Annotated in this window: 17 protein-coding genes; 14 read left to right on the top strand and 3 right to left on the bottom strand. The window is 66.7% G+C overall.

Going from position 1 to position 18,586, the window contains the following annotated elements:
• Positions 1-163: 163 nt before the first annotated feature.
• A complete protein-coding gene (locus tag HMPREF2581_RS05950) occupies positions 164-1,018 on the top strand; it encodes a PhzF family phenazine biosynthesis protein (protein ID WP_004365363.1) in 855 nt (284 codons plus the stop codon).
• A 67-nt stretch (positions 1,019-1,085) separates the two neighbouring features.
• Positions 1,086-1,979: a KPN_02809 family neutral zinc metallopeptidase gene (locus tag HMPREF2581_RS05945; protein ID WP_003095112.1), complete on the top strand. Its 894-nt coding sequence runs from the start codon at positions 1,086-1,088 to the stop codon at positions 1,977-1,979.
• Positions 1,980-2,000: 21 nt separating this feature from the next.
• Here HMPREF2581_RS05945 and HMPREF2581_RS05940 read toward each other — a convergent pair whose 3' ends face one another.
• Positions 2,001-2,477, bottom strand: a complete 477-nt coding sequence (locus HMPREF2581_RS05940) for a SecDF P1 head subdomain-containing protein (RefSeq protein WP_003111176.1) — start codon at positions 2,475-2,477, stop codon at positions 2,001-2,003.
• 413 nt (positions 2,478-2,890) lie between these two features.
• Between HMPREF2581_RS05940 and HMPREF2581_RS05935 the strand changes: the two genes are divergently transcribed.
• Entirely contained in the window at positions 2,891-4,186 is a 1,296-nt protein-coding gene (locus HMPREF2581_RS05935) for an NCS2 family permease (RefSeq protein WP_003095114.1), read from the top strand.
• Positions 4,183-5,274 (top strand): tRNA (uridine(54)-C5)-methyltransferase TrmA, encoded by a 1,092-nt coding sequence (gene trmA / locus HMPREF2581_RS05930; protein ID WP_004365367.1) that lies wholly within the window; start codon positions 4,183-4,185, stop codon positions 5,272-5,274. The genes HMPREF2581_RS05935 and trmA overlap by 4 nt, the downstream gene beginning before the upstream one ends.
• A gap of 33 nt (positions 5,275-5,307) precedes the next feature.
• On the opposite strand, the gene sfsA is transcribed toward trmA, so the two are convergent.
• Together sfsA and HMPREF2581_RS05920 are read right to left on the bottom strand one after the other, a co-directional pair.
• Positions 5,308-6,015 (bottom strand): DNA/RNA nuclease SfsA, encoded by a 708-nt coding sequence (gene sfsA, locus HMPREF2581_RS05925; protein ID WP_004365369.1) that lies wholly within the window; start codon positions 6,013-6,015, stop codon positions 5,308-5,310.
• Positions 6,015-7,187: a pyridoxal phosphate-dependent aminotransferase gene (locus tag HMPREF2581_RS05920; RefSeq protein WP_004365371.1), complete on the bottom strand. Its 1,173-nt coding sequence runs from the start codon at positions 7,185-7,187 to the stop codon at positions 6,015-6,017. Before HMPREF2581_RS05920 ends, sfsA begins: the two co-directional genes overlap by 1 nt.
• 192 nt (positions 7,188-7,379) lie before the next feature.
• On the opposite strand from HMPREF2581_RS05920, the gene dksA reads away from it, so the two are divergent.
• The 10 genes from dksA (at position 7,380) to panD (ending at position 18,579) form a co-directional block, all read left to right on the top strand.
• Positions 7,380-7,826, top strand: a complete 447-nt coding sequence (gene dksA / locus HMPREF2581_RS05915; protein WP_003095122.1) for an RNA polymerase-binding protein DksA — start codon at positions 7,380-7,382, stop codon at positions 7,824-7,826.
• Between the two features lie 67 nt (positions 7,827-7,893).
• Complete coding sequence (gluQRS, locus tag HMPREF2581_RS05910; RefSeq protein ID WP_003146131.1) at positions 7,894-8,775, top strand: tRNA glutamyl-Q(34) synthetase GluQRS; 882 nt, start codon at positions 7,894-7,896, stop codon at positions 8,773-8,775.
• A gap of 69 nt (positions 8,776-8,844) precedes the next feature.
• Positions 8,845-9,021, top strand: a complete 177-nt coding sequence (locus tag HMPREF2581_RS05905) for a hypothetical protein (protein WP_003095129.1) — start codon at positions 8,845-8,847, stop codon at positions 9,019-9,021.
• Positions 9,005-11,956 carry a two-component system sensor histidine kinase CbrA gene (cbrA, locus tag HMPREF2581_RS05900; RefSeq protein ID WP_003095132.1) on the top strand — a complete coding sequence of 984 codons (2,952 nt, stop codon included), beginning with the start codon at positions 9,005-9,007 and terminating at the stop codon, positions 11,954-11,956. Before HMPREF2581_RS05905 ends, cbrA begins: the two co-directional genes overlap by 17 nt.
• A 26-nt stretch (positions 11,957-11,982) precedes the next feature.
• On the top strand, positions 11,983-13,419 hold the full coding sequence (cbrB, locus tag HMPREF2581_RS05895; protein WP_003095138.1) for a two-component system response regulator CbrB: 1,437 nt from the start codon (positions 11,983-11,985) through the stop codon (positions 13,417-13,419).
• An 899-nt stretch (positions 13,420-14,318) separates the two neighbouring features.
• Positions 14,319-15,722, top strand: coding sequence for a polynucleotide adenylyltransferase PcnB (locus HMPREF2581_RS05890; protein WP_003135224.1), 1,404 nt, complete (start codon positions 14,319-14,321; stop codon positions 15,720-15,722).
• Positions 15,719-16,207, top strand: coding sequence for a 2-amino-4-hydroxy-6-hydroxymethyldihydropteridine diphosphokinase (gene folK / locus HMPREF2581_RS05885; RefSeq protein ID WP_003100189.1), 489 nt, complete (start codon positions 15,719-15,721; stop codon positions 16,205-16,207). Before HMPREF2581_RS05890 ends, folK begins: the two co-directional genes overlap by 4 nt.
• A gap of 249 nt (positions 16,208-16,456) precedes the next feature.
• Positions 16,457-17,257: a 3-methyl-2-oxobutanoate hydroxymethyltransferase gene (gene panB / locus HMPREF2581_RS05880; RefSeq protein ID WP_003095147.1), complete on the top strand. Its 801-nt coding sequence runs from the start codon at positions 16,457-16,459 to the stop codon at positions 17,255-17,257.
• The gene (gene panC / locus HMPREF2581_RS05875) at positions 17,254-18,105 is read left to right on the top strand and encodes a pantoate--beta-alanine ligase (RefSeq protein ID WP_003109313.1); all 852 of its coding nucleotides are present in this window, start codon (positions 17,254-17,256) and stop codon (positions 18,103-18,105) included. The genes panB and panC overlap by 4 nt, the downstream gene beginning before the upstream one ends.
• Before the next feature lie 93 nt (positions 18,106-18,198).
• On the top strand, positions 18,199-18,579 hold the full coding sequence (gene panD, locus HMPREF2581_RS05870) for an aspartate 1-decarboxylase (RefSeq protein ID WP_003095150.1): 381 nt from the start codon (positions 18,199-18,201) through the stop codon (positions 18,577-18,579).
• Positions 18,580-18,586 lie beyond the last annotated feature (7 nt).

Below are 18,586 nucleotides of genomic sequence, written 5' to 3'. Positions count from 1 at the left end.
CTCGGAGTAACGTAAGCGCCCGGAACCGTCCGAGCGACGCCGGCCGCTGCGGCGGCCTGGAAAGCACCAGCCAGGCGCTTTCTTGTCGGCGAACATAAAGGCCGATAGGCTGCTTGTCGAGTCCCCCCTCGCGTTTTTCATTCCATTTCACAGGAAAAGGCCCATGTCCCGACGCTACTGGCAACTCGATGTGTTCGCCGAGCGTCCGCTCACCGGCAACGGCCTGGCCGTATTCGACGACGCCAGCACCCTCGATGACGCCGCCATGCAGGCCTGGACCCGCGAACTGCGCCAGTTCGAATCGATCTTCCTGCTGCCGGGCGACGACCCACGGGCCTTCGGCGCACGGATCTTCACCCTGGAGGAAGAACTGCCGTTCGCCGGCCACCCGCTGCTCGGCGCCGCCGCCCTGCTCCATCACCTGCGCGGCGGCGACAACGAACAGCACTGGACGCTGCACCTGGCCAGCAAATCGGTGGCCCTGCGCAGCGTGCGGGCGGGCAGCGGTTTCTACGCCGAGATGGACCAGGGCCGCGCCGAATTCGGCGCCACCCCGGACGCCGGGACCTGCCGCTGGTTCGCCGAAGCCTTCTCGCTATCGGCCAACGACCTGTCCGGGCATCCACCGCGGGTGGTGAGCACCGGCCTGCCCTACCTGCTCCTGCCGGTAACCGCCGAGGCGCTGGGTCGAGCCCGTCAGGTCAACGATTTGCAAGAAGCCCTGGATAAACTCGGCGCGGCGTTTGTCTATCTGCTCGACGTCGACGGGCGCGAGGGCCGCACCTGGGACAGCCTGGGGCTGGTGGAAGACGTGGCTACCGGCAGCGCTGCCGGTCCGGTCGCCGCCTACCTGGTGGAATACGGGCTTGCCGCGCGCGGCGAACCCTTCGTCCTGCACCAGGGACGCTTCCTCGAGCGGCCGAGCCGGCTCGACGTCCAGGTCGCGACAGACGGTAGCGTCAGGGTCGGCGGCCACGTCCAACTGCTCGCCCGCGCCGAGCTGCTGACCTCGGCCTGACGGTCGGGGTGGCGCTGGCGGCGGACGACGACAACACTGAAGAAGCGAAACGTACAGGAGAACCGCCATGCTCTGGCGCAAAGGACGACGCAGTGACAACGTGATTGATGCCCGGGGCGAAGGAGGCGCAGGCGGCGGTGGCGGCATGCGCATCGGCGGCAAGGGCCTCAGCCTGGGTGGGGTGGCCATCGTGGTGGTGGTCGGCCTGCTGATGGGCCAGGACCCGATGCAGATCCTCGGGTCGCTGCTCGGCCAGATGGACAGCCCGGCGCCGGCCACCCAGCAGCAGGCCGGCGGTCGGGCCCCGGCGGCCAACGACGAGCAGAGCGAGTTCGTCCGCTCGATCCTCGGCGACACCGAGGACACCTGGGAACAGATCTTCGCCAGCGGCCAGGCACAATACCAACAGCCCAAGCTGGTGCTGTTCAGCAATGGGGTGAATTCCGCCTGCGGCTTCGCCTCGTCGGCCACCGGGCCGTTCTACTGTCCGGCCGACCGCCGGGTCTACCTCGACCTGGAGTTCTTCCGCGAGATGGAACAGCGCTTCTCCGCCGCCGGCGACTTCGCCCAGGCCTATGTGATCGCCCACGAGGTCGGCCACCACGTGCAGAACCTGATGGGCATCTCGGCCAAGATCAACGCAGCCCGCCAGCGCGGCGCGCGCATGGAGGGCGCCAACGGCCTGTCGGTACGCCAGGAACTGCAGGCGGACTGCTTCGCCGGGGTCTGGGCCAACCGTGCACAGCAGCGGCTGAACTGGCTGGAGCCGGGCGACATCGAGGAAGCCCTGAACGCCGCCAACGCCATCGGCGACGATCGCCTGCAACGCCAGGGCCGCGGCATGGTGGTGCCGGATTCCTTCACCCATGGCTCCTCGGCGCAACGCATGCGCTGGTTCAAGACCGGCTTCGAGAGCGGCTCGCCGGCCAGTTGCGATACCTTCAAGGCCCAGACGCTCTGAGCCTCGCCGCCAGCCGGGCGCTTAGCGCCCCGGCTGGCTTCCCAGCGCATTCAACTGATCGGCCAGTTCCCTGGCCTCGTAGGCCGAAGCCAACCCGTCGAGATAGACCTTGCCGTTGCGGATCGGCTCGCGCACCCGCGGCGCCAGGCGCAGGCGCCCGTCCACCAGTACCGCGAGAGTGCGCCCCCGGGCCTCGCCGGTCAGCGCGGCCAGGCGGCGGGCGGCCGGTTCGGTGAAGGTGACTTCGACGCCGGGTCGACCGTTCTGGTCGTACAGGACCTCGGCGCGGAGTACGTCAGCCTGGGTCAGGCTGGGCTTCAGCGCCACCAGCATGGCCTTGCCCTGCGGGTCGGCCAGGGTGCGGAACGCCGCGGAAGGCGTGCTGGCGGTGGCATAGACCCCGAAGCTGTGCTGCGGGATCGGCAGCGGATCGCTGGCGCAGGCGGCCAGCAGCAGCGCCAGGCCCAGCGGAAGGAGTGCGAGTTTCGAGCGTTTCATGATGAGGTACTGCAGAAAACCTGGGCGGAGCGTCCGTCCGGACGCCAACGCCTATGTTAACGCCGCCCGCGCCGGGCGGGCGAGCAGGGCCTTCCGCGAGGCGACGATCGACTAGACTGGCGGAAATTCACCCCTCTCCCGCGAACTGGTATGATGCGCGCCTTTTCGAGCCGTATGAACCCCACGCAGGCCGCCGCGAGGCCCCTGGCGTGCGTGGGTCGTTTCATGCGGCTCGCGCATTTTCGGGACTCAGCCGTCTGCCGGGATCGTTCGCGGTACCGCGCCGACGATACAGCGATGCAACGCCCGCCACGCGGAAATTCGGTTTTCCCTGGTCGGCGGCCGGCTCCGCGGCCGGCCACTTCTGCTGGCGCCATGGGGATCGTTGCAGAGCACATTCAGGGGAATCCAACATGCTGGAAAAGCTGTTTCAACTAAAGGCGCACAACACCACGGTGCGCACCGAGATCCTGGCGGGGATCACCACCTTCCTGACCATGGCCTACATCCTCTTCGTCAACCCGAGCATCCTCGGCGAGACCGGCATGGACAAGGGCGCGGTGTTCGTCGCCACCTGCCTGGCAGCGGCCATCGGCTCGACCATCATGGGCCTGATCGCCAACTACCCGATCGCCCTGGCCCCCGGCATGGGCCTCAACGCCTTCTTCACCTACACCGTGGTGCTGCACATGGGCCACAGCTGGCAGGTCGCGTTGGGCGCAGTGTTCATTTCCGCCACCATGTTCTTCCTGCTGTCGATCTTTCGCATCCGCGAATGGATCATCAACAGCATCCCCCTGCCGCTGCGCTCGGCGATCGCCGCCGGTATCGGCCTGTTCCTCGCACTGATCGCCCTGCAGAACGCGGGCATCGTGGTGGACAACCCGGCAACCCTGATCGGCATGGGCGACCTGACCAAGCCGGCACCGATCCTCGCCACCCTCGGCTTCATCCTGATCGTCGCCCTGGAGGCGCGTAGCGTCACCGGCGCGGTGCTGATCGGTATCCTGGTGGTCACCGCCATCGCCATCCTGCTCGGCGTAACCCAGTTCGGCGGCGTGGTCTCGATGCCGCCGTCGCTGGCGCCGACCTTCCTCCAACTGGACATCAAGGGCGCGCTGGACATCGGCCTGGTCAGCGTGATCTTCGCCTTCCTCTTCGTCGACCTGTTCGACAACTCCGGCACCCTGATCGGCGTCGCCAAGCGCGCCGGATTGATGGGCAAGGACGGCCACATGCCGAAGATGGGCCGCGCGCTGATCGCCGACAGTACCGCCGCCATGGGCGGCTCGCTGCTGGGCACCTCGACCACCACCAGCTACATCGAGTCCGCCGCGGGCGTCAGCGCCGGCGGCCGCACCGGCCTGACCGCCATCGTCGTCGCCATCCTGTTCCTCCTCGCGCTGTTCTTCGCCCCGCTGGCCGGCAGCGTACCGGCCTTCGCCACCGCCCCGGCGCTGCTCTTCGTCGCCGTACTGATGGCCTCGGGCCTGGCAGAGATCGACTGGGAAGACATCACCGTCGCCGCGCCGGTGGTCGTCACCGCGCTGGCCATGCCGTTCACCTACTCGATCGCCACCGGCATCGCCTTCGGCTTCATTTCCTGGACCGCGATCAAGGTGCTGTCCGGGCGCTGGCGCGAACTGAACCCGGCGCTGGTGATCCTCTCCGTCCTGTTCGTGATCAAGCTGGGCTTCTTCAACGCATGAGCCGTCCACAGTTCGACCCCAGCGCCTACGCCGCGCAACTGGAAGACAAGAAGTCCCGCCTCGCCGGATTGCTGGCCCCGTTCGCGGCACCCGCGCCGGAGATCTTCGAGTCGCCGCGCGAGCATTACCGGCTGCGCGCCGAATTCCGCTTGTGGCGGGAAACCGGCAACGAGAAGCGTCACTACGCGATGTTCGAGCAGGGCGACAAGCACACGCCGATCCTGATCGAGGATTTCCCCATCGCCAGCCGCCGCATCAACGAACTGATGCCGCGCCTGAAGGCGGCCTGGGCCGACCCGGCGCTGGGCTTCAAGCTGTTCCAGGTGGAGTTTCTCACCACCCTGGCCGGCGACGCGCTGATCACCCTCTGCTACCACCGGCCGATCGACGACGCCTGGCGACAGGCAGCGGAAAAGCTCGCGGCGGAACTGGGCGTGAACCTGGTCGGACGTTCGCGCGGCAAGCGTATCGTCGTCGGACGCGACTATGTGGAGGAGGAACTGTCGGTCGCCGGCCGGCGCTTCCGCTACCGCCAGCCCGAGGGGGCTTTCACCCAGCCCAACGGCGAGGTCAACCAGAAGATGCTCGGCTGGGCCTACGAGGCGCTCGGCCAGCGCGACGACGACCTGCTCGAACTGTACTGCGGCAACGGCAACTTCACCCTGCCCCTGGCCACCCGGGTACGCAAGGTGCTGGCCACCGAGATCAGCAAGTCCTCGGTCAATGCGGCGCTGGCCAACCTGGCCGACAACGCGGTGGACAACGTCAGCCTGGTGCGCCTGTCGGCCGAAGAGCTGACCCAGGCGCTGAACGAGGTTCGCCCGTTCCGCCGCCTGGCCGACATCGATCTGAAGAGCTACGCCTTCGGCAATGTCTTCGTCGATCCGCCACGAGCCGGCATGGATCCGGACACCTGCGAGCTGACCCGGCGCTTCGAGCGCATCCTGTACATTTCGTGCAACCCGGAAACCCTGGCGCAGAACATCGCCCAACTGCACGACACGCACCGGATCAGCCGCTGCGCGCTGTTCGACCAGTTCCCCTACACCCACCACATGGAAAGCGGCGTCCTGCTCGAACGCCGCTGAGCGAGTGGCCGCGCCCCACGGCGCGGCCATGCCTCAGAGTCGCACCGGGAGGCGCCGCGCCAGGTGCAATCCTTCCGTCGTCACCTCGGCGCCATAGGCCAGCACCTCGACGCCCGCTTGCGCCGCCTCGCGCAACGCCTTGCCATAGGCTGGATCGATCTCGTCGGCGGGGCGCACCGCCTCGGCCCCGGAAAGGTTCACGCAGTACAACTGCACCGCGCGGATCCCCTCCCGCGCCAGCGCCGCCAGTTCGCGCAGGTGCTTGGCGCCGCGCAGCGTCACCGCGTCGGGAAAGGCCGCCACGGCGGTTTCGTCGAAGCCCAGGGTGACGCTCTTCACCTCGATGAACAGTGCGCCCGTGGGGTATTCCAGGCGAAAGTCGGCGCGACTGTTCTCCACGCCGTAGGCCACTTCCCGGCGCAGAGCGGTGAAACCGGCAAGCTCCGCGATGTCCCCGGCCAGCAGCGCCTCCTCTACCAGGCGGTTGGCCCGCGCCGTGTTGACGCAGGCCAGGCGGCCCTGCGGAGTCTCGCTCAGCTCCCAGGTCCCCGGCAGCTTGCGCTTGGGGTCGTTGGAGCGGCTGAACCAGACCCGGCAACCTTCGCTCATGCAATTGAGCATCGAACCGGTATTCGGACAGTGGATGGTCAGGCGCTCGCCGCCGGCGCTCTCGATATCGGCGAGGAAACGCTTGTAGCGACGCAGCAGGCGGCCTTCTTCCAGTGGCTGCTCGAAACGCATCAGGGCCGCCAGTTCTTCAGGCCGCGGGCGATCCGCTCCACCGCTTCCTGCAGGCGCGACAGGTTCTGGGTATAGGCGAAACGCACGTGGTGGCCGGCCTGGTGGCGGCCGAAATCCAGCCCCGGGGTGAAGGCCACGTGCTCGGTCTCGATGAAGTGCTTGCAGAAGGCGTAGGCATCGCCGCCGAACGCACTGATATCGGCGTAGAGATAGAAGGCGCCTTCCGGCTCCACGGCGATTCCGAAACCCAGCTCGCGCAGGGCCGGCAGGAGGAAGTCGCGACGGCGGGCGAACTCTTCGCGACGCTCTTCGAGAATGGCGATGGTGGTCGGCTCGAAACAGGCCAGCGCGGCCTGCTGGGCCATGCTCGGCGCGCTGATGTAGAGGTTCTGCGCCAGCTTCTCCAGCTCAGGCACCGCCGCTGCCGGCGCCACCAGCCAGCCCAGGCGCCAGCCGGTCATGCCGAAATACTTGGAAAAACTATTCAGGACGAAAGCGTCGTCGTCGACTTCCAGCACCGAGGCGGCGTCCACGCCATAGGTCAGGCCGTGATAGATCTCGTCCACCACCAGGTGCCCGCCGCGGGCCTTCAAGGCGCCCGACAGGCCGGCCAGTTCGTCGCGATCGAGCAGGGTCCCGGTCGGATTCGCCGGCGTCGCCACCAGAGCGCCTACACTGTCTGAATCCCAGTGTCGCTCGATGAGATCCGGCGTCAGTTGGTAACGGCTGTCCGGCCCCACCGGCACCAGTTGCGCGGCGCCTTCCACCAGGCGCAGGAAATGCCTGTTGCACGGGTAGCCCGGGTCGGCGAGCAACCAGTGGCGGCCGGGGTCGACCAGCAAGCTGCTGGCCAGCAGCAGGGCGCCGGAGCCGCCCGGAGTGACCAGCACGCGCTGCGGGTCGAGGTCGACCCCGTAGCGTTCGCCGTAGAATTTCGCGATCGCCTCGCGCAGCGCCGGCAGGCCGCGGGCGGCGGTGTAGCGGGTATGCCCGGCGGCCAGGGCGGCGCGCCCGGCCTCGACGATCGGCTCGGCCGTGGTGAAGTCCGGCTCGCCGATCTCCAGGTGGATCACATCGTGGCCGGCGGCCTGCAACTCGTTGGCCCGCGCCAGCAGGGCCATAACATGGAAAGGCTCGATGGCCCGACTGCGCGCGCTATAGGAGGTAGCCATGGATATTCCGAACTTTGCGAGGAAAAACCGATTCTAACCAAGCCATTACGCGGGCGACACCAGCCTCGACAACCGGGAGTAGCGCCAAGGTTATCGTTCTGGTAAGTTCGCCCGCTTGCGACCGCGGGGCCGGAGAGCCGGCGAGGGAACCCTGCCGCGGACAGGATTAGCGAAAGTGAGAGGCGGCCATTCATGTCCACCAAAGCAAAACAACAGAGCAGCCAGCAGATGACCCGCGGCTTCGAACCCTATCAGGAAACCAAGGGCGAGGAGTACATGAGCGAGCGCATGCGCGCGCACTTCACCGCGATCCTGAACAAATGGAAACAGGAGCTGATGGAAGAGGTCGACCGTACCGTGCATCACATGCAGGACGAAGCGGCCAACTTCCCCGATCCGGCCGACCGCGCCAGCCAGGAAGAAGAATTCAGCCTGGAACTGCGCGCCCGCGACCGCGAGCGCAAGCTGATCAAGAAGATCGACGAGACCCTGCAACTGATCGAAGACGAAGAGTACGGCTGGTGCGACTCCTGCGGCGTCGAGATTGGCATCCGTCGCCTGGAGGCACGCCCCACCGCGACCCTCTGCATCGACTGCAAGACCCTCGCGGAAATCCGCGAGAAGCAACTCGGCTCCTGAGCCGGACCGACGGGGCGCCAAGGCGCCCCGTTTCGTTTCCGCCGTTCCCCGCCGCACCGCCCGCGCCATGACCTCTTCCTATGTAGGCCGCTTCGCCCCGACGCCCAGCGGCTACCTGCACTTCGGTTCCCTGGTGGCGGCCGTCGCCTCCTACCTGGACGCGCGTGCCGTCGGCGGCCGCTGGCTGGTGCGCATGGAAGACCTCGACCCGCCCCGCGAAGTCCCGGGCGCCCAGCAGGCGATCCTGGAAACCCTGGAGCGCTACGGCTTCGAATGGGACGGCGCGGTGGAGCGGCAGAGCGAACGCTTCCCGGCCTACGCCGCAGTGGTCGAGCAACTGCTGCGCAGCGGCCTGGCCTACGCCTGCACTTGCTCGCGCAAACAGCTTGAGGGATTCGCCGGGATCTACCCAGGCTTCTGCCGCGACGCCGGGCACGCCCGCGAGGACGCGGCGATCCGCCTGCGCGTGCCGGAGCTGGAATATCGCTTCGTCGACCGCGTGCAGGGCGAAGTCCGCCAGCATCTCGGCCGCGAGGTCGGCGATTTCGTCATCCAGCGCCGCGATGGCTTCTACGCCTACCAACTGGCGGTGGTGCTGGACGACGCCTGGCAGGGCATCACCGACATCGTCCGCGGCGCCGACCTGCTCGACTCGACCCCGCGCCAGCTTTACCTCCAGGAACTGCTGGGGTTGAGCCAGCCGCGCTACCTGCACGTGCCGCTGATCGTCCAGCCGGACGGGCACAAGCTCGGCAAGTCCTACCGCTCCCCGCCGCTGCCCGCCGAGCAGGCCGCCGCGCCGCTGACCCGCGCCCTGCGCGCGCTCGGCCAGCGGCCGCCGGCCGAACTGGCCCAGGCCAGCGCCAGCGAGGCGCTGGCCTGGGGCGTCGCGCACTGGGACGCCACGCGCATCCCGCGCTGCGCTACCCTTCCCGAGGAACGCCTGTAGCCCGCCCGGCGGCTTGCCGGCACCCACCCGCAGCCTGTAGCCTGCCGGCCCAAGCATGAGGGAAGCGGCATGTACATCTACCGACTGGTCCTGCTCCTGGTCGTGGGCATCTATCTCTTTTCCCCCGCCATCATGGACTGGTGGATCGACCCCAACGGCGCCTGGTACCGCCCGTACCTGCTGTGGCTGATCCTCATCGTGGTCACTTTCATCCTGCAGAGCCAGCGCGATGCTGACGAGCTTTAGCCTGACCCAGCTGATCCTGATCAGCGTCGCCTACCTCTCCACCCTCTTCGGCATCGCCTGGATCACCGAGCGCGGCTACGTGCCGCGCCGGCTGGTACGCCACCCGCTGGTCTACACCCTGTCGTTGGGCGTCTACGCCAGTGCCTGGGCGTTCTACGGCACGGTAGGCCTGGCCTACCAGTACGGCTACGGGTTCCTCGCCATCTACCTGGGGATTTCCGGGGCCTTCCTGCTCGCCCCGGTGCTGCTCTATCCGATCCTGCGGGTGACACGCGCCTACCAGCTGTCCTCGCTGGCCGACCTCTTCGCCTTCCGTTTCCGCAGTACCTGGGCCGGCGCCCTGACCACGCTGTTCATGCTGATCGGCGTGCTGCCGATGCTGGCCCTGCAGATCCAGGCGGTCACCGACTCGATCAGCATCCTCACCCGCGACCCGGCCCAGGAGCGGGTCGCGTTCGTCTTCTGCACCCTGATCACCCTGTTCGCGATCCTCTTCGGCGCTCGCCACATCGCCACCCGCGAACGCCACGAGGGACTGGTGTTCGCCATCGCCTTCGAGTCGCTGGTCAAGCTGGTGATGCTCGGCAGTATCGGCCTCTACGCCCTGTACGGCGTCTTCGGCGGGCCGGAAGGCCTGGAAGTCTGGCTGCTGCAGAACCAGACCGCGCTGACCACCCTGCACACGCCGCTGGCCGAGGGTCCATGGCGAACGCTGCTGCTGGTGTTCTTCGCCGCGGCCATCGTGATGCCGCACATGTTCCACATGATCTTCACCGAGAACCTCAACCCGCGCGCGCTGATTTCCGCCAGCTGGGGCCTGCCGCTGTTCCTGCTGCTGATGAGCCTTGCGGTACCGCCGATCCTCTGGGCCGGGCTGCGCCTCGGCGCCTCGACCACACCGGAGTACTACACCATCGGCCTCGGCCTGGCGGTGGACAGCCCGGCCCTGGCCCTGGCCGCCTTCATCGGCGGCATCTCCGCCGCCAGCGGGCTGACTATCGTGATGACCCTGGCGCTCTCGGGAATGGTCCTCAACCACCTGGTGCTGCCGCTCTACCAGCCGCCGGCGCAGGGCAACATCTACCGCTGGCTGAAATGGACCCGGCGCCTGCTGATCGTCGCCATCATCATGGCCAGCTACGCCTTCTACCTGCTGCTGGGCGCCGAACAGGACCTCTCCAACCTGGGCATAGTGTCCTTCGTCGCCACCCTGCAATTCCTTCCCGGCGCCCTCTCGGTGCTGTACTGGCCGACCGCCAACCGCCGCGGCTTCATCTCCGGGCTGATCGCCGGCATGCTGGTCTGGGCGATCACCATGCTGCTGCCCCTGATGGGGAACGTACAGGGCCTGTACCTGCCGCTGTTCGACGTGATCTACGTGCTGGACGACTCCAACTGGCACCTGGCGGCGCTGTCCTCGCTGGCGGCCAACGTGCTGGTATTCACCCTGGTCTCGCTGTTCACCGAGGCCAGCGACGAGGAAAAAGGCGCCGCCGAGGCCTGCGCGGTGGACAACGTACGCCGTCCGCAACGCCGCGAACTGTTCGCCGGCTCGCCGCAGGAGTTCGCCAGCCAGCTGGCCAAGCCGCTGGGCGCCAAGACCGCGCAGAAGGAGGTCGAGCAGGCCCTGCGCGATCTCCACCTGCCCTTCGACGAACGTCGCCCCTATGCCCTGCGTCGCTTGCGCGACCGTATCGAGGCGAACCTTTCCGGGCTGATGGGTCCCAGTGTCGCCCAGGACATCGTGGAGACCTTCCTTCCCTACAAGACCAGCGAAGAAAGCTATGTCACCGAGGACATCCACTTCATCGAGAGCCGCCTGGAGGACTATCACTCCCGGCTGACCGGCCTCGCCGCCGAACTCGACACCCTGCGCCGCTACCACCGGCAGACCCTGCAAGACCTGCCGATGGGCGTCTGCTCCCTGGCCAAGGACCAGGAAGTGCTGATGTGGAACCGCGCCATCGAGGAACTCACCGGGGTCGGCGCGCAGAAGGTCGTCGGTTCGCGCCTGTCGGCCTTGCCCGAACCCTGGAAGGGCCTGCTGGAACGTTTCATCGACGCCCCCGACGAGCACCTGCACAAGCAGCGCCTGGTCTACGACGGCCACACCCGCTGGCTGAACCTGCACAAGGCGGCCATCGAGGAACCCCTGGCGCCGGGTAACAGCGGCCTGGTGCTACTGGTGGAAGACCTCACCGAAACCCAACTGCTGGAAGACAAGCTGGTCCACTCCGAACGCCTGGCTTCCATCGGCCGCCTTGCCGCCGGGGTAGCCCACGAGATCGGCAATCCGATCACCGGCATCGCCTGCCTGGCGCAGAACCTGCGCGAGGAGCGCGAAGGCGACGGCGAGCTGACCGAGATTAGCGAGCAGATCCTCGACCAGACCAAGCGCGTATCGCGCATCGTCCAGTCGTTGATGAGCTTCGCCCACTCCGGTAGCCACCTGCAGGCCCTGGAACCGGTGTGCCTGAGCGAAGTCGCCCAGGAGGCCATCGGACTGCTGTCGCTGAACCGGCGTAGCGTCGAAGTAGAGTTCTTCAACCTCTGCGATCCGGCGCACTGGGTCGAGGGCGACTCGCAGCGCCTGGCCCAGGTGCTGATCAACCTGCTCTCCAATGCTCGCGACGCCAGCCCGCCGGGCGGCGCGATCCGGGTCCGCAGCGAAGCCTCGGAACATACCGTGGACCTGGTCGTCGAGGACGAGGGCAGCGGCATCCCGAAGGCGATCATGGACCAGTTGTTCGAACCGTTCTTCACCACCAAGGACCCCGGTAAGGGGACCGGGCTCGGCCTCGCACTGGTCTATTCGATCGTGGAAGAGCATTATGGACAGATAACCATCGAGAGCCCGACGGATCACCAGCGAGAAGGCGGCACCCGCTTCCGCGTGACCCTGCCGCGGCACCCTGGCCCGACGGCCGAGCTGTAGACGAGCACGTCGAGAGAGCTGAATACATGGCACATATTCTGATCGTCGAAGACGAAACCATTATCCGATCTGCATTGCGACGCCTGCTGGAGCGCAACCAGTACCAGGTCAGCGAAGCCGGCTCGGTGCAGGAAGCCCAGGAGCGCTACACCATCCCCTCCTTCGACATGGTGGTCAGCGACCTGCGCCTGCCGGGCGCCCCCGGCACCGAACTGATCAAGCTCGCCGAAGGCATTCCGGTGCTGATCATGACCAGCTACGCCAGCCTGCGTTCGGCGGTGGATTCGATGAAGATGGGCGCGGTGGACTACATCGCCAAGCCTTTCGACCACGACGAAATGCTCCAGGCCGTGGCGCGCATCCTCAAGGACCGCCAGGAGAACCGCAGCGCGGCCCCGGTCTCCGCCAACGGCGGCAAGGCCGGCGGCGAACGCGGCGCCAGCCCGGCGGCAGCCGACGGCGAGATAGGCATCATCGGCTCCTGTGCGCCGATGCAAGAGCTGTACAGCAAGATTCGCAAGGTCGCGCCGACCGACTCCACGGTACTGATCCAGGGCGAGTCCGGCACCGGCAAGGAACTGGTCGCCCGCGCCCTGCACAACCTGTCGAAGCGCGCCAAGGCGCCGCTGATCTCGGTGAACTGTGCGGCGATTCCGGAAACCCTGATCGAATCCGAGCTGTTCGGCCATGAAAAAGGCGCCTTCACCGGTGCCAGCGCCGGGCGCGCCGGGCTGGTCGAAGCAGCTGACGGCGGCACCCTGTTCCTCGACGAGATCGGCGAACTGCCGCTGGAGGCCCAGGCCCGCCTGCTGCGCGTATTGCAGGAAGGCGAGATCCGCCGGGTCGGCTCGGTGCAATCGCAGAAGGTCGACGTGCGCCTGATCGCCGCCACCCACCGCGACCTGAAGACCCTGGCCAAGACCGGGCAATTCCGCGAAGACCTCTATTACCGCCTGCATGTGATCTCGCTGAAGCTGCCCGCCCTGCGCGAGCGTGGCAACGACGTGATGGAGATCGCCCGCGCCTTTCTGGCTCGCCAGTGCACCCGGATGGGGCGCGCGCCGCTCAGCTTCGCCCACGACGCCGAACAGGCGATCCGCCATTACCCATGGCCGGGCAACGTGCGCGAGCTGGAAAACGCCATCGAGCGGGCGGTGATCCTCAGCGAGAGCCAGGAAATCCACGCCGACCTGCTGGGTATCGACATTGAGCTGGACGACCTCGAGGACGACTTCGCCGCCGACCTCGGCCTCGGCCCGGCGGGCGCCGCGGCCAGCAACCACGAGCCCACCGAGGACCTTTCGCTGGAAGACTACTTCCAGCACTTCGTCCTCGAGCACCAGGACCACATGACCGAGACCGAGCTGGCCCGCAAGCTGGGCATCAGCCGCAAATGCCTGTGGGAACGCCGCCAGCGCCTGGGCATTCCGCGACGCAAATCAGGGGCCTCGGCCGACTCGTAACACCCTGCAACCTGTTACCGCGGACGTACCGCGTAACAGAAACCGGGTTCATCGGTAACGGGAACCCGGTTTTTTTGTGCCCTCCGCCGACCCACCGAAAACCTCAACCCCTTGATTTTACTGGGTTTCGAAAAACTGGCACGGCATCTGCTTATGTATTGGCACAACAACAATAACAAGCAACGACGAAGACAATAAAAACAACACGTAACGACTCCAGCACAACAAAAACAAAATCGCGGAGGCGCAGCTAACTGATTCTTTTGGAGAGGAGTTGCTGTCGGGACCCGTCCCGCAGCCAGTCGGAAGAAGAATAAAACTGCCTCGAGGCAGCGCACAGACTGGTTGGATCGCTCGACGATCATGGCAGCATCAGCGACCAAAGCAATCCGTTTGCTATTGAACTCCCAGCCTGGGAGATATCCCTGAAGCGACTGGCTCAAGGGACGGGTCGACAAACAAAAACAACAAGCCCGAAATCATAATAAAAACAAAGCACGCACCTACTTGGGGGGGAGCTTCGGCTCCCCCAGTAGCTTCACCCCTCCCTCCGTTTTCCCCGTTTTTCCTTCGCCTTACACCATTTCCCCATCCAATGCTAGAATCCGCGCAGACTATGCGGCCATCCGCATGCCTTGCCAGATTCACCGCAGCCTTCCCGGCCCTCTCCCGCTTCGCGGGAACAGGATGTACGGCCCCTGTTCGTTTCTGTCAGGATGCATGGCGCAGTCGGTTCCGGCGCCCGGGACGCCCTGTGCGTCGCGGGGCCAAACATTCAACGGGTACAGAACACGCCTCGCCCGAGAGGTCCTGATAATGCCGCAGCATTACCCGACGTCCGTCCTGTTTGAGCAACGCAGGCGTGCAATCACCCACATCGTGCTCCCGATAACACATCCATGCTGAAAAAGCTGATCCAGACCATTCGTTCCCCCCTGCGCCGTCCGCGCGCCGTCCGTACAACCCCGGAAGTCATCGGTAACAACCAGCACTCCCTGCGCCGGGACCAGTTCAGCCGGAACGCCGTCAAGGTCGTCGAGATCCTCCAGCGGGCCGGCTACCAGGCCTACGTGGTCGGGGGCTGCGTACGCGACCAGATGCTCGGCATCGCTCCCAAGGACTTCGATGTCGCCACCAGCGCCACGCCGGAGCAGGTCCGCGCCGAATTCCGCAACGCGCGGATCATCGGCCGCCGCTTCAAACTGGTACACGTGCACTTCGGCCGCGAGATCATCGAGGTCGCCACCTTCCGCGCCCATCATCCGGAAGGCCAGGACGATGGCGATAGCCGCGCGTCCAGCAACGAAAGCGGCCGCATCCTGCGCGACAACGTCTATGGCAGCCTGGAAGACGACGCCCAGCGCCGCGACTTCACCATCAATGCCCTGTACTTCGACGTCACCAGCGAGCGGCTGCTGGACTACGCCAATGGCGTTCACGACATCCGCAATCGCCTGATCCGCCTGATCGGCGATCCGGAGCAGCGTTATCTGGAAGACCCGGTGCGGATGCTGCGGGCGGTACGTTTCGCCGCCAAGCTCGACTTCGAGATCGAAAAGCACAGCGCCACGCCGATTCGCCGGCTGGCCCCGCTGCTGCGGGAAATCCCTTCGGCGCGCCTGTTCGACGAGGTGCTCAAGCTGTTCCTCGCCGGCCGGGCCGAGCGCACTTTCGAACTGCTGGTCGAGTACGAACTGTTCGCGCCGCTGTTCCCGGCCAGCGCCAAGGCACTGCAGGCCAACCCCGACTACACCGGCAAGCTGATCCGCCAGGCCCTGGCCAATACCGATGCGCGAATTCGCCAGGGCAAGCCGGTAACCCCGGCCTTCCTCTTCGCCGCACTGCTCTGGCCGGCCCTGCCGGCACGCGTCGCGCAGTTGCAGGAGAAAGGCATGCCGGCCATCCCGGCGATGCAGGAAGCCGCCCACGAACTGATCAGCGAACAGTGCCAGCGGATCGCCATTCCCAAGCGTTTCACCCTGCCGATCCGCGAGATCTGGGATATGCAGGAACGTCTGCCGCGACGCCAGGGCAAGCGCGCCGACCTGCTCCTGGAAAACCCGCGCTTCCGCGCCGGCTACGACTTCCTCCTGCTGCGCGAAAGTGCCGGCGAGGAAACCGAAGGACTCGGCCAATGGTGGACCGATTACCAGGAAGTCAGCGACAGCGAGCGGCGCAACATGATCCGCGACCTGGTCAGCCAGGAAGACGGCAGCGCCCCGCGCAAGCGTCGCCGCGGCGGCAACAGCGGCCGTCGGCGCCGCGGGCCGCGCAAGGAAGGCAGCGGCGGAAGCGGCGAATGATCCAGCGCGTCTACGTGGCGCTGGGCAGCAACCTGGCCGAACCGCGCGAGCAGATCCAGGCTGCCCTCGATGCCTTCGAGCGGCTTCCCGAGACCCGCCTGGTCGCCGTCTCGCCGCTCTATGTCAGCGACCCGCTCGGCCCCGCCGACCAGCCGCGCTTCGTCAACGGCGTGGCGGCCCTCGACACCACCCTGGCGCCGCTCGACCTGCTCGACGCCCTGCAGGCCATCGAACTGGAACAGGGGCGCGTCCGCGACCTGCGCTGGGGTCCGCGCACGCTCGACCTGGACATCCTGCTGTTCGGCGAACAATTGCTCGACCTGCCGCGCCTGAAGGTGCCGCACTACCACATGCAGGCGCGCGCTTTCGTGCTCTATCCCCTCGCCGATCTCGCCCCCGACCTGCGCCTGCCCGATGGCCGCCACCTGCCGGAGCTGCTCGCGGCCTGTCCGTTCGAGGGCATCGAACGCCTTCCGGGCGCCTGACCCTGCCTGCCCGCCGCTGCGCGGATACCTCGCGGCGGGCTCTTCACACTGTTACCGAAAAGCTGACGAAGGACGCCGCGGATGGGCGTACACTGCGCGCGCAACCGCAGGCGGCGCGGCGTTCGGCAGTGGCAGTAACGCCGTAACAATGCGGTAACACCTGCAATTGACTTCGAGCCACCCCATCCGGACTATAAGTGGCCGTTTGCCCCGCGCCGGCTCATCACCGGCCCAACGAGGAGCCTTTCCATGCCTGATGTAACCCTGACCACCCTGCAAGGGTTGAAGCAGAGCGGCGAGAAGATCGCCATGCTGACCTGCTACGACGCCACCTTCGCCCACACCGCCAGCCAGGCCGGCGTGGACGTGCTTCTGGTCGGAGATTCGCTCGGAATGGTATTGCAGGGTCACGACAGCACCCTGCCGGTCAGCAACGAGGAAATGGCCTATCACACGGCCTGCGTGAAACGCGGTAACAAAGGTTCCCTGATCGTCACCGACCTGGCCTTCGAATCCAGCCATTCCGTGGCCCAGACCCTTGCCGACGCGGTCCGCCTGATGCAGGCCGGCGCACACATGGTCAAGCTGGAGGGTGGGGCCTGGCTGGCGGAGCCGATCGCCCGCCTGGCACAGATGGGCGTGCCGGTCTGCGCGCATCTCGGCCTGACCCCGCAGGCGGTCAACCTGTTCGGCGGCTTCAAGGTCCAGGGCCGCCAGGAAACCCAGGCGCGCCAGTTGCGCGCCGATGCCATCGCCCTGGAGCAGGCCGGCGCCGCCATGCTGCTGCTGGAGTGCGTGCCCAGCGTGCTGGCCGAAGAGATCACCCAGGCGGTGAAGATCCCGGTGATCGGGATTGGCGCCGGTGCGGCGACCGATGGCCAGGTGCTGGTCATGCACGACATGCTGGGTCTCTCGCTGACCGGCCGCTCGCCCAAGTTCGTCAAGGATTTCATGCAAGGCCAGGAGAGCATCCCAGCCGCCATCGCGGCCTACGTCCGCGCCGTCAAGGACGTGTCCTTCCCCGCCGCCGAACACGGATTCAACGCATGAACACCGTCAAGACCGTCCGTGAACTGCGCGCCGCGGTGGCGCGCGCCCGCAGCGAAGGCAAGCGCATCGGCTTCGTGCCGACCATGGGCAACCTCCACGCCGGCCATGCCGCGCTGGTAAAGAAAGCCGGCGAACGCGCCGACTTCGTGGTCGTCAGCATCTTCGTCAACCCGCTGCAATTCGGCCCCAGCGAAGACCTCGACACATACCCGCGAACCCTCGCAGCCGACCAGGAACGCCTGCTCGAAGCCGGCTGCCACCTGCTGTTCACCCCGACCGTCGAGGAAATGTACCCCGACGGCATGGACGGGCAGACCCGCATCCATGTTCCCGGCGTCTCCGAAGGCCTTTGCGGCGCCAGTCGTCCCGGCCATTTCGAAGGCGTGGCGACCGTGGTCAGCAAGCTGCTGAACATGGTCCAGCCGGACCTCGCGCTGTTCGGCGAAAAGGATTTCCAGCAGTTGGCGGTGATCCGCAAGCTGGTCCGCGACCTCAACCTGCCGGTGCAGATCTTCGGCGAGCCGACGGTGCGCGCCGCCGATGGCCTGGCGTTGTCCTCGCGCAACGGTTACCTCGACGAGCAGCAGCGCGCCGCCGCCCCGGCGATCTACCGCACCCTGCGGCAGCTCGGCGAACGCATCCGCGCCGGCGCCGAGGACTTCCCGGCATTGCTCGCCGACGCCCGCCAGGCCCTGGAACAGGCCGGGTTGCGCCCCGACTACCTGGAAATCCGCGAGCCGATCAGCCTGCGCCCCGGGGTACCCGGCGACCGCCAACTGGTGATCCTGGCCGCCGCCTACCTGGGCAGTACGCGGCTGATCGACAACCTCTCAGTCCACCTCGATTGACGCATGCCGAGCCCCCGGTTCCCGGGGGCTTGAGCGCTCACCACGGACTCGCCATACTCTGCCGCCCCCCGCGGACCCGATAGGAGTCGCCCCATGCACGCCATCATGCTCAAAGCCAAGTTGCATCGCGCCGAAGTCACCCATGCCGTCCTCGACTACGAAGGCTCCTGCGCCATCGACGGCGATTGGCTGGACCTCTCCGGAATCCGCGAGTACGAACAGATCCAGATCTACAACGTCGACAACGGCGAGCGCTTCACCACCTATGCGATCCGCGCCGAGAACGGCTCGAAGATGATCTCGGTGAACGGCGCCGCGGCACACAAGGCCAAGGTCGGCGACCGCGTGATCATCTGCGCCTACGCACACTACAGCGAAGCCGAACTGGCCAGCCACAAGCCGCGCATGCTGTACATGGCGCCGGGCAACCAGCTCAGCCATACCAGCGAGGCGATTCCGATACAGGTCGCCTGACCTCGCC

The organism is Pseudomonas sp. HMSC057H01 (assembly GCF_001836405.1).
GTDB classification, from domain to species: Bacteria; Pseudomonadota; Gammaproteobacteria; order Pseudomonadales; family Pseudomonadaceae; genus Pseudomonas; species Pseudomonas aeruginosa.
The sequence above is the reverse complement of the archived record's forward strand: the minus strand, read 5'-3'. Positions and strand labels throughout refer to the sequence as shown.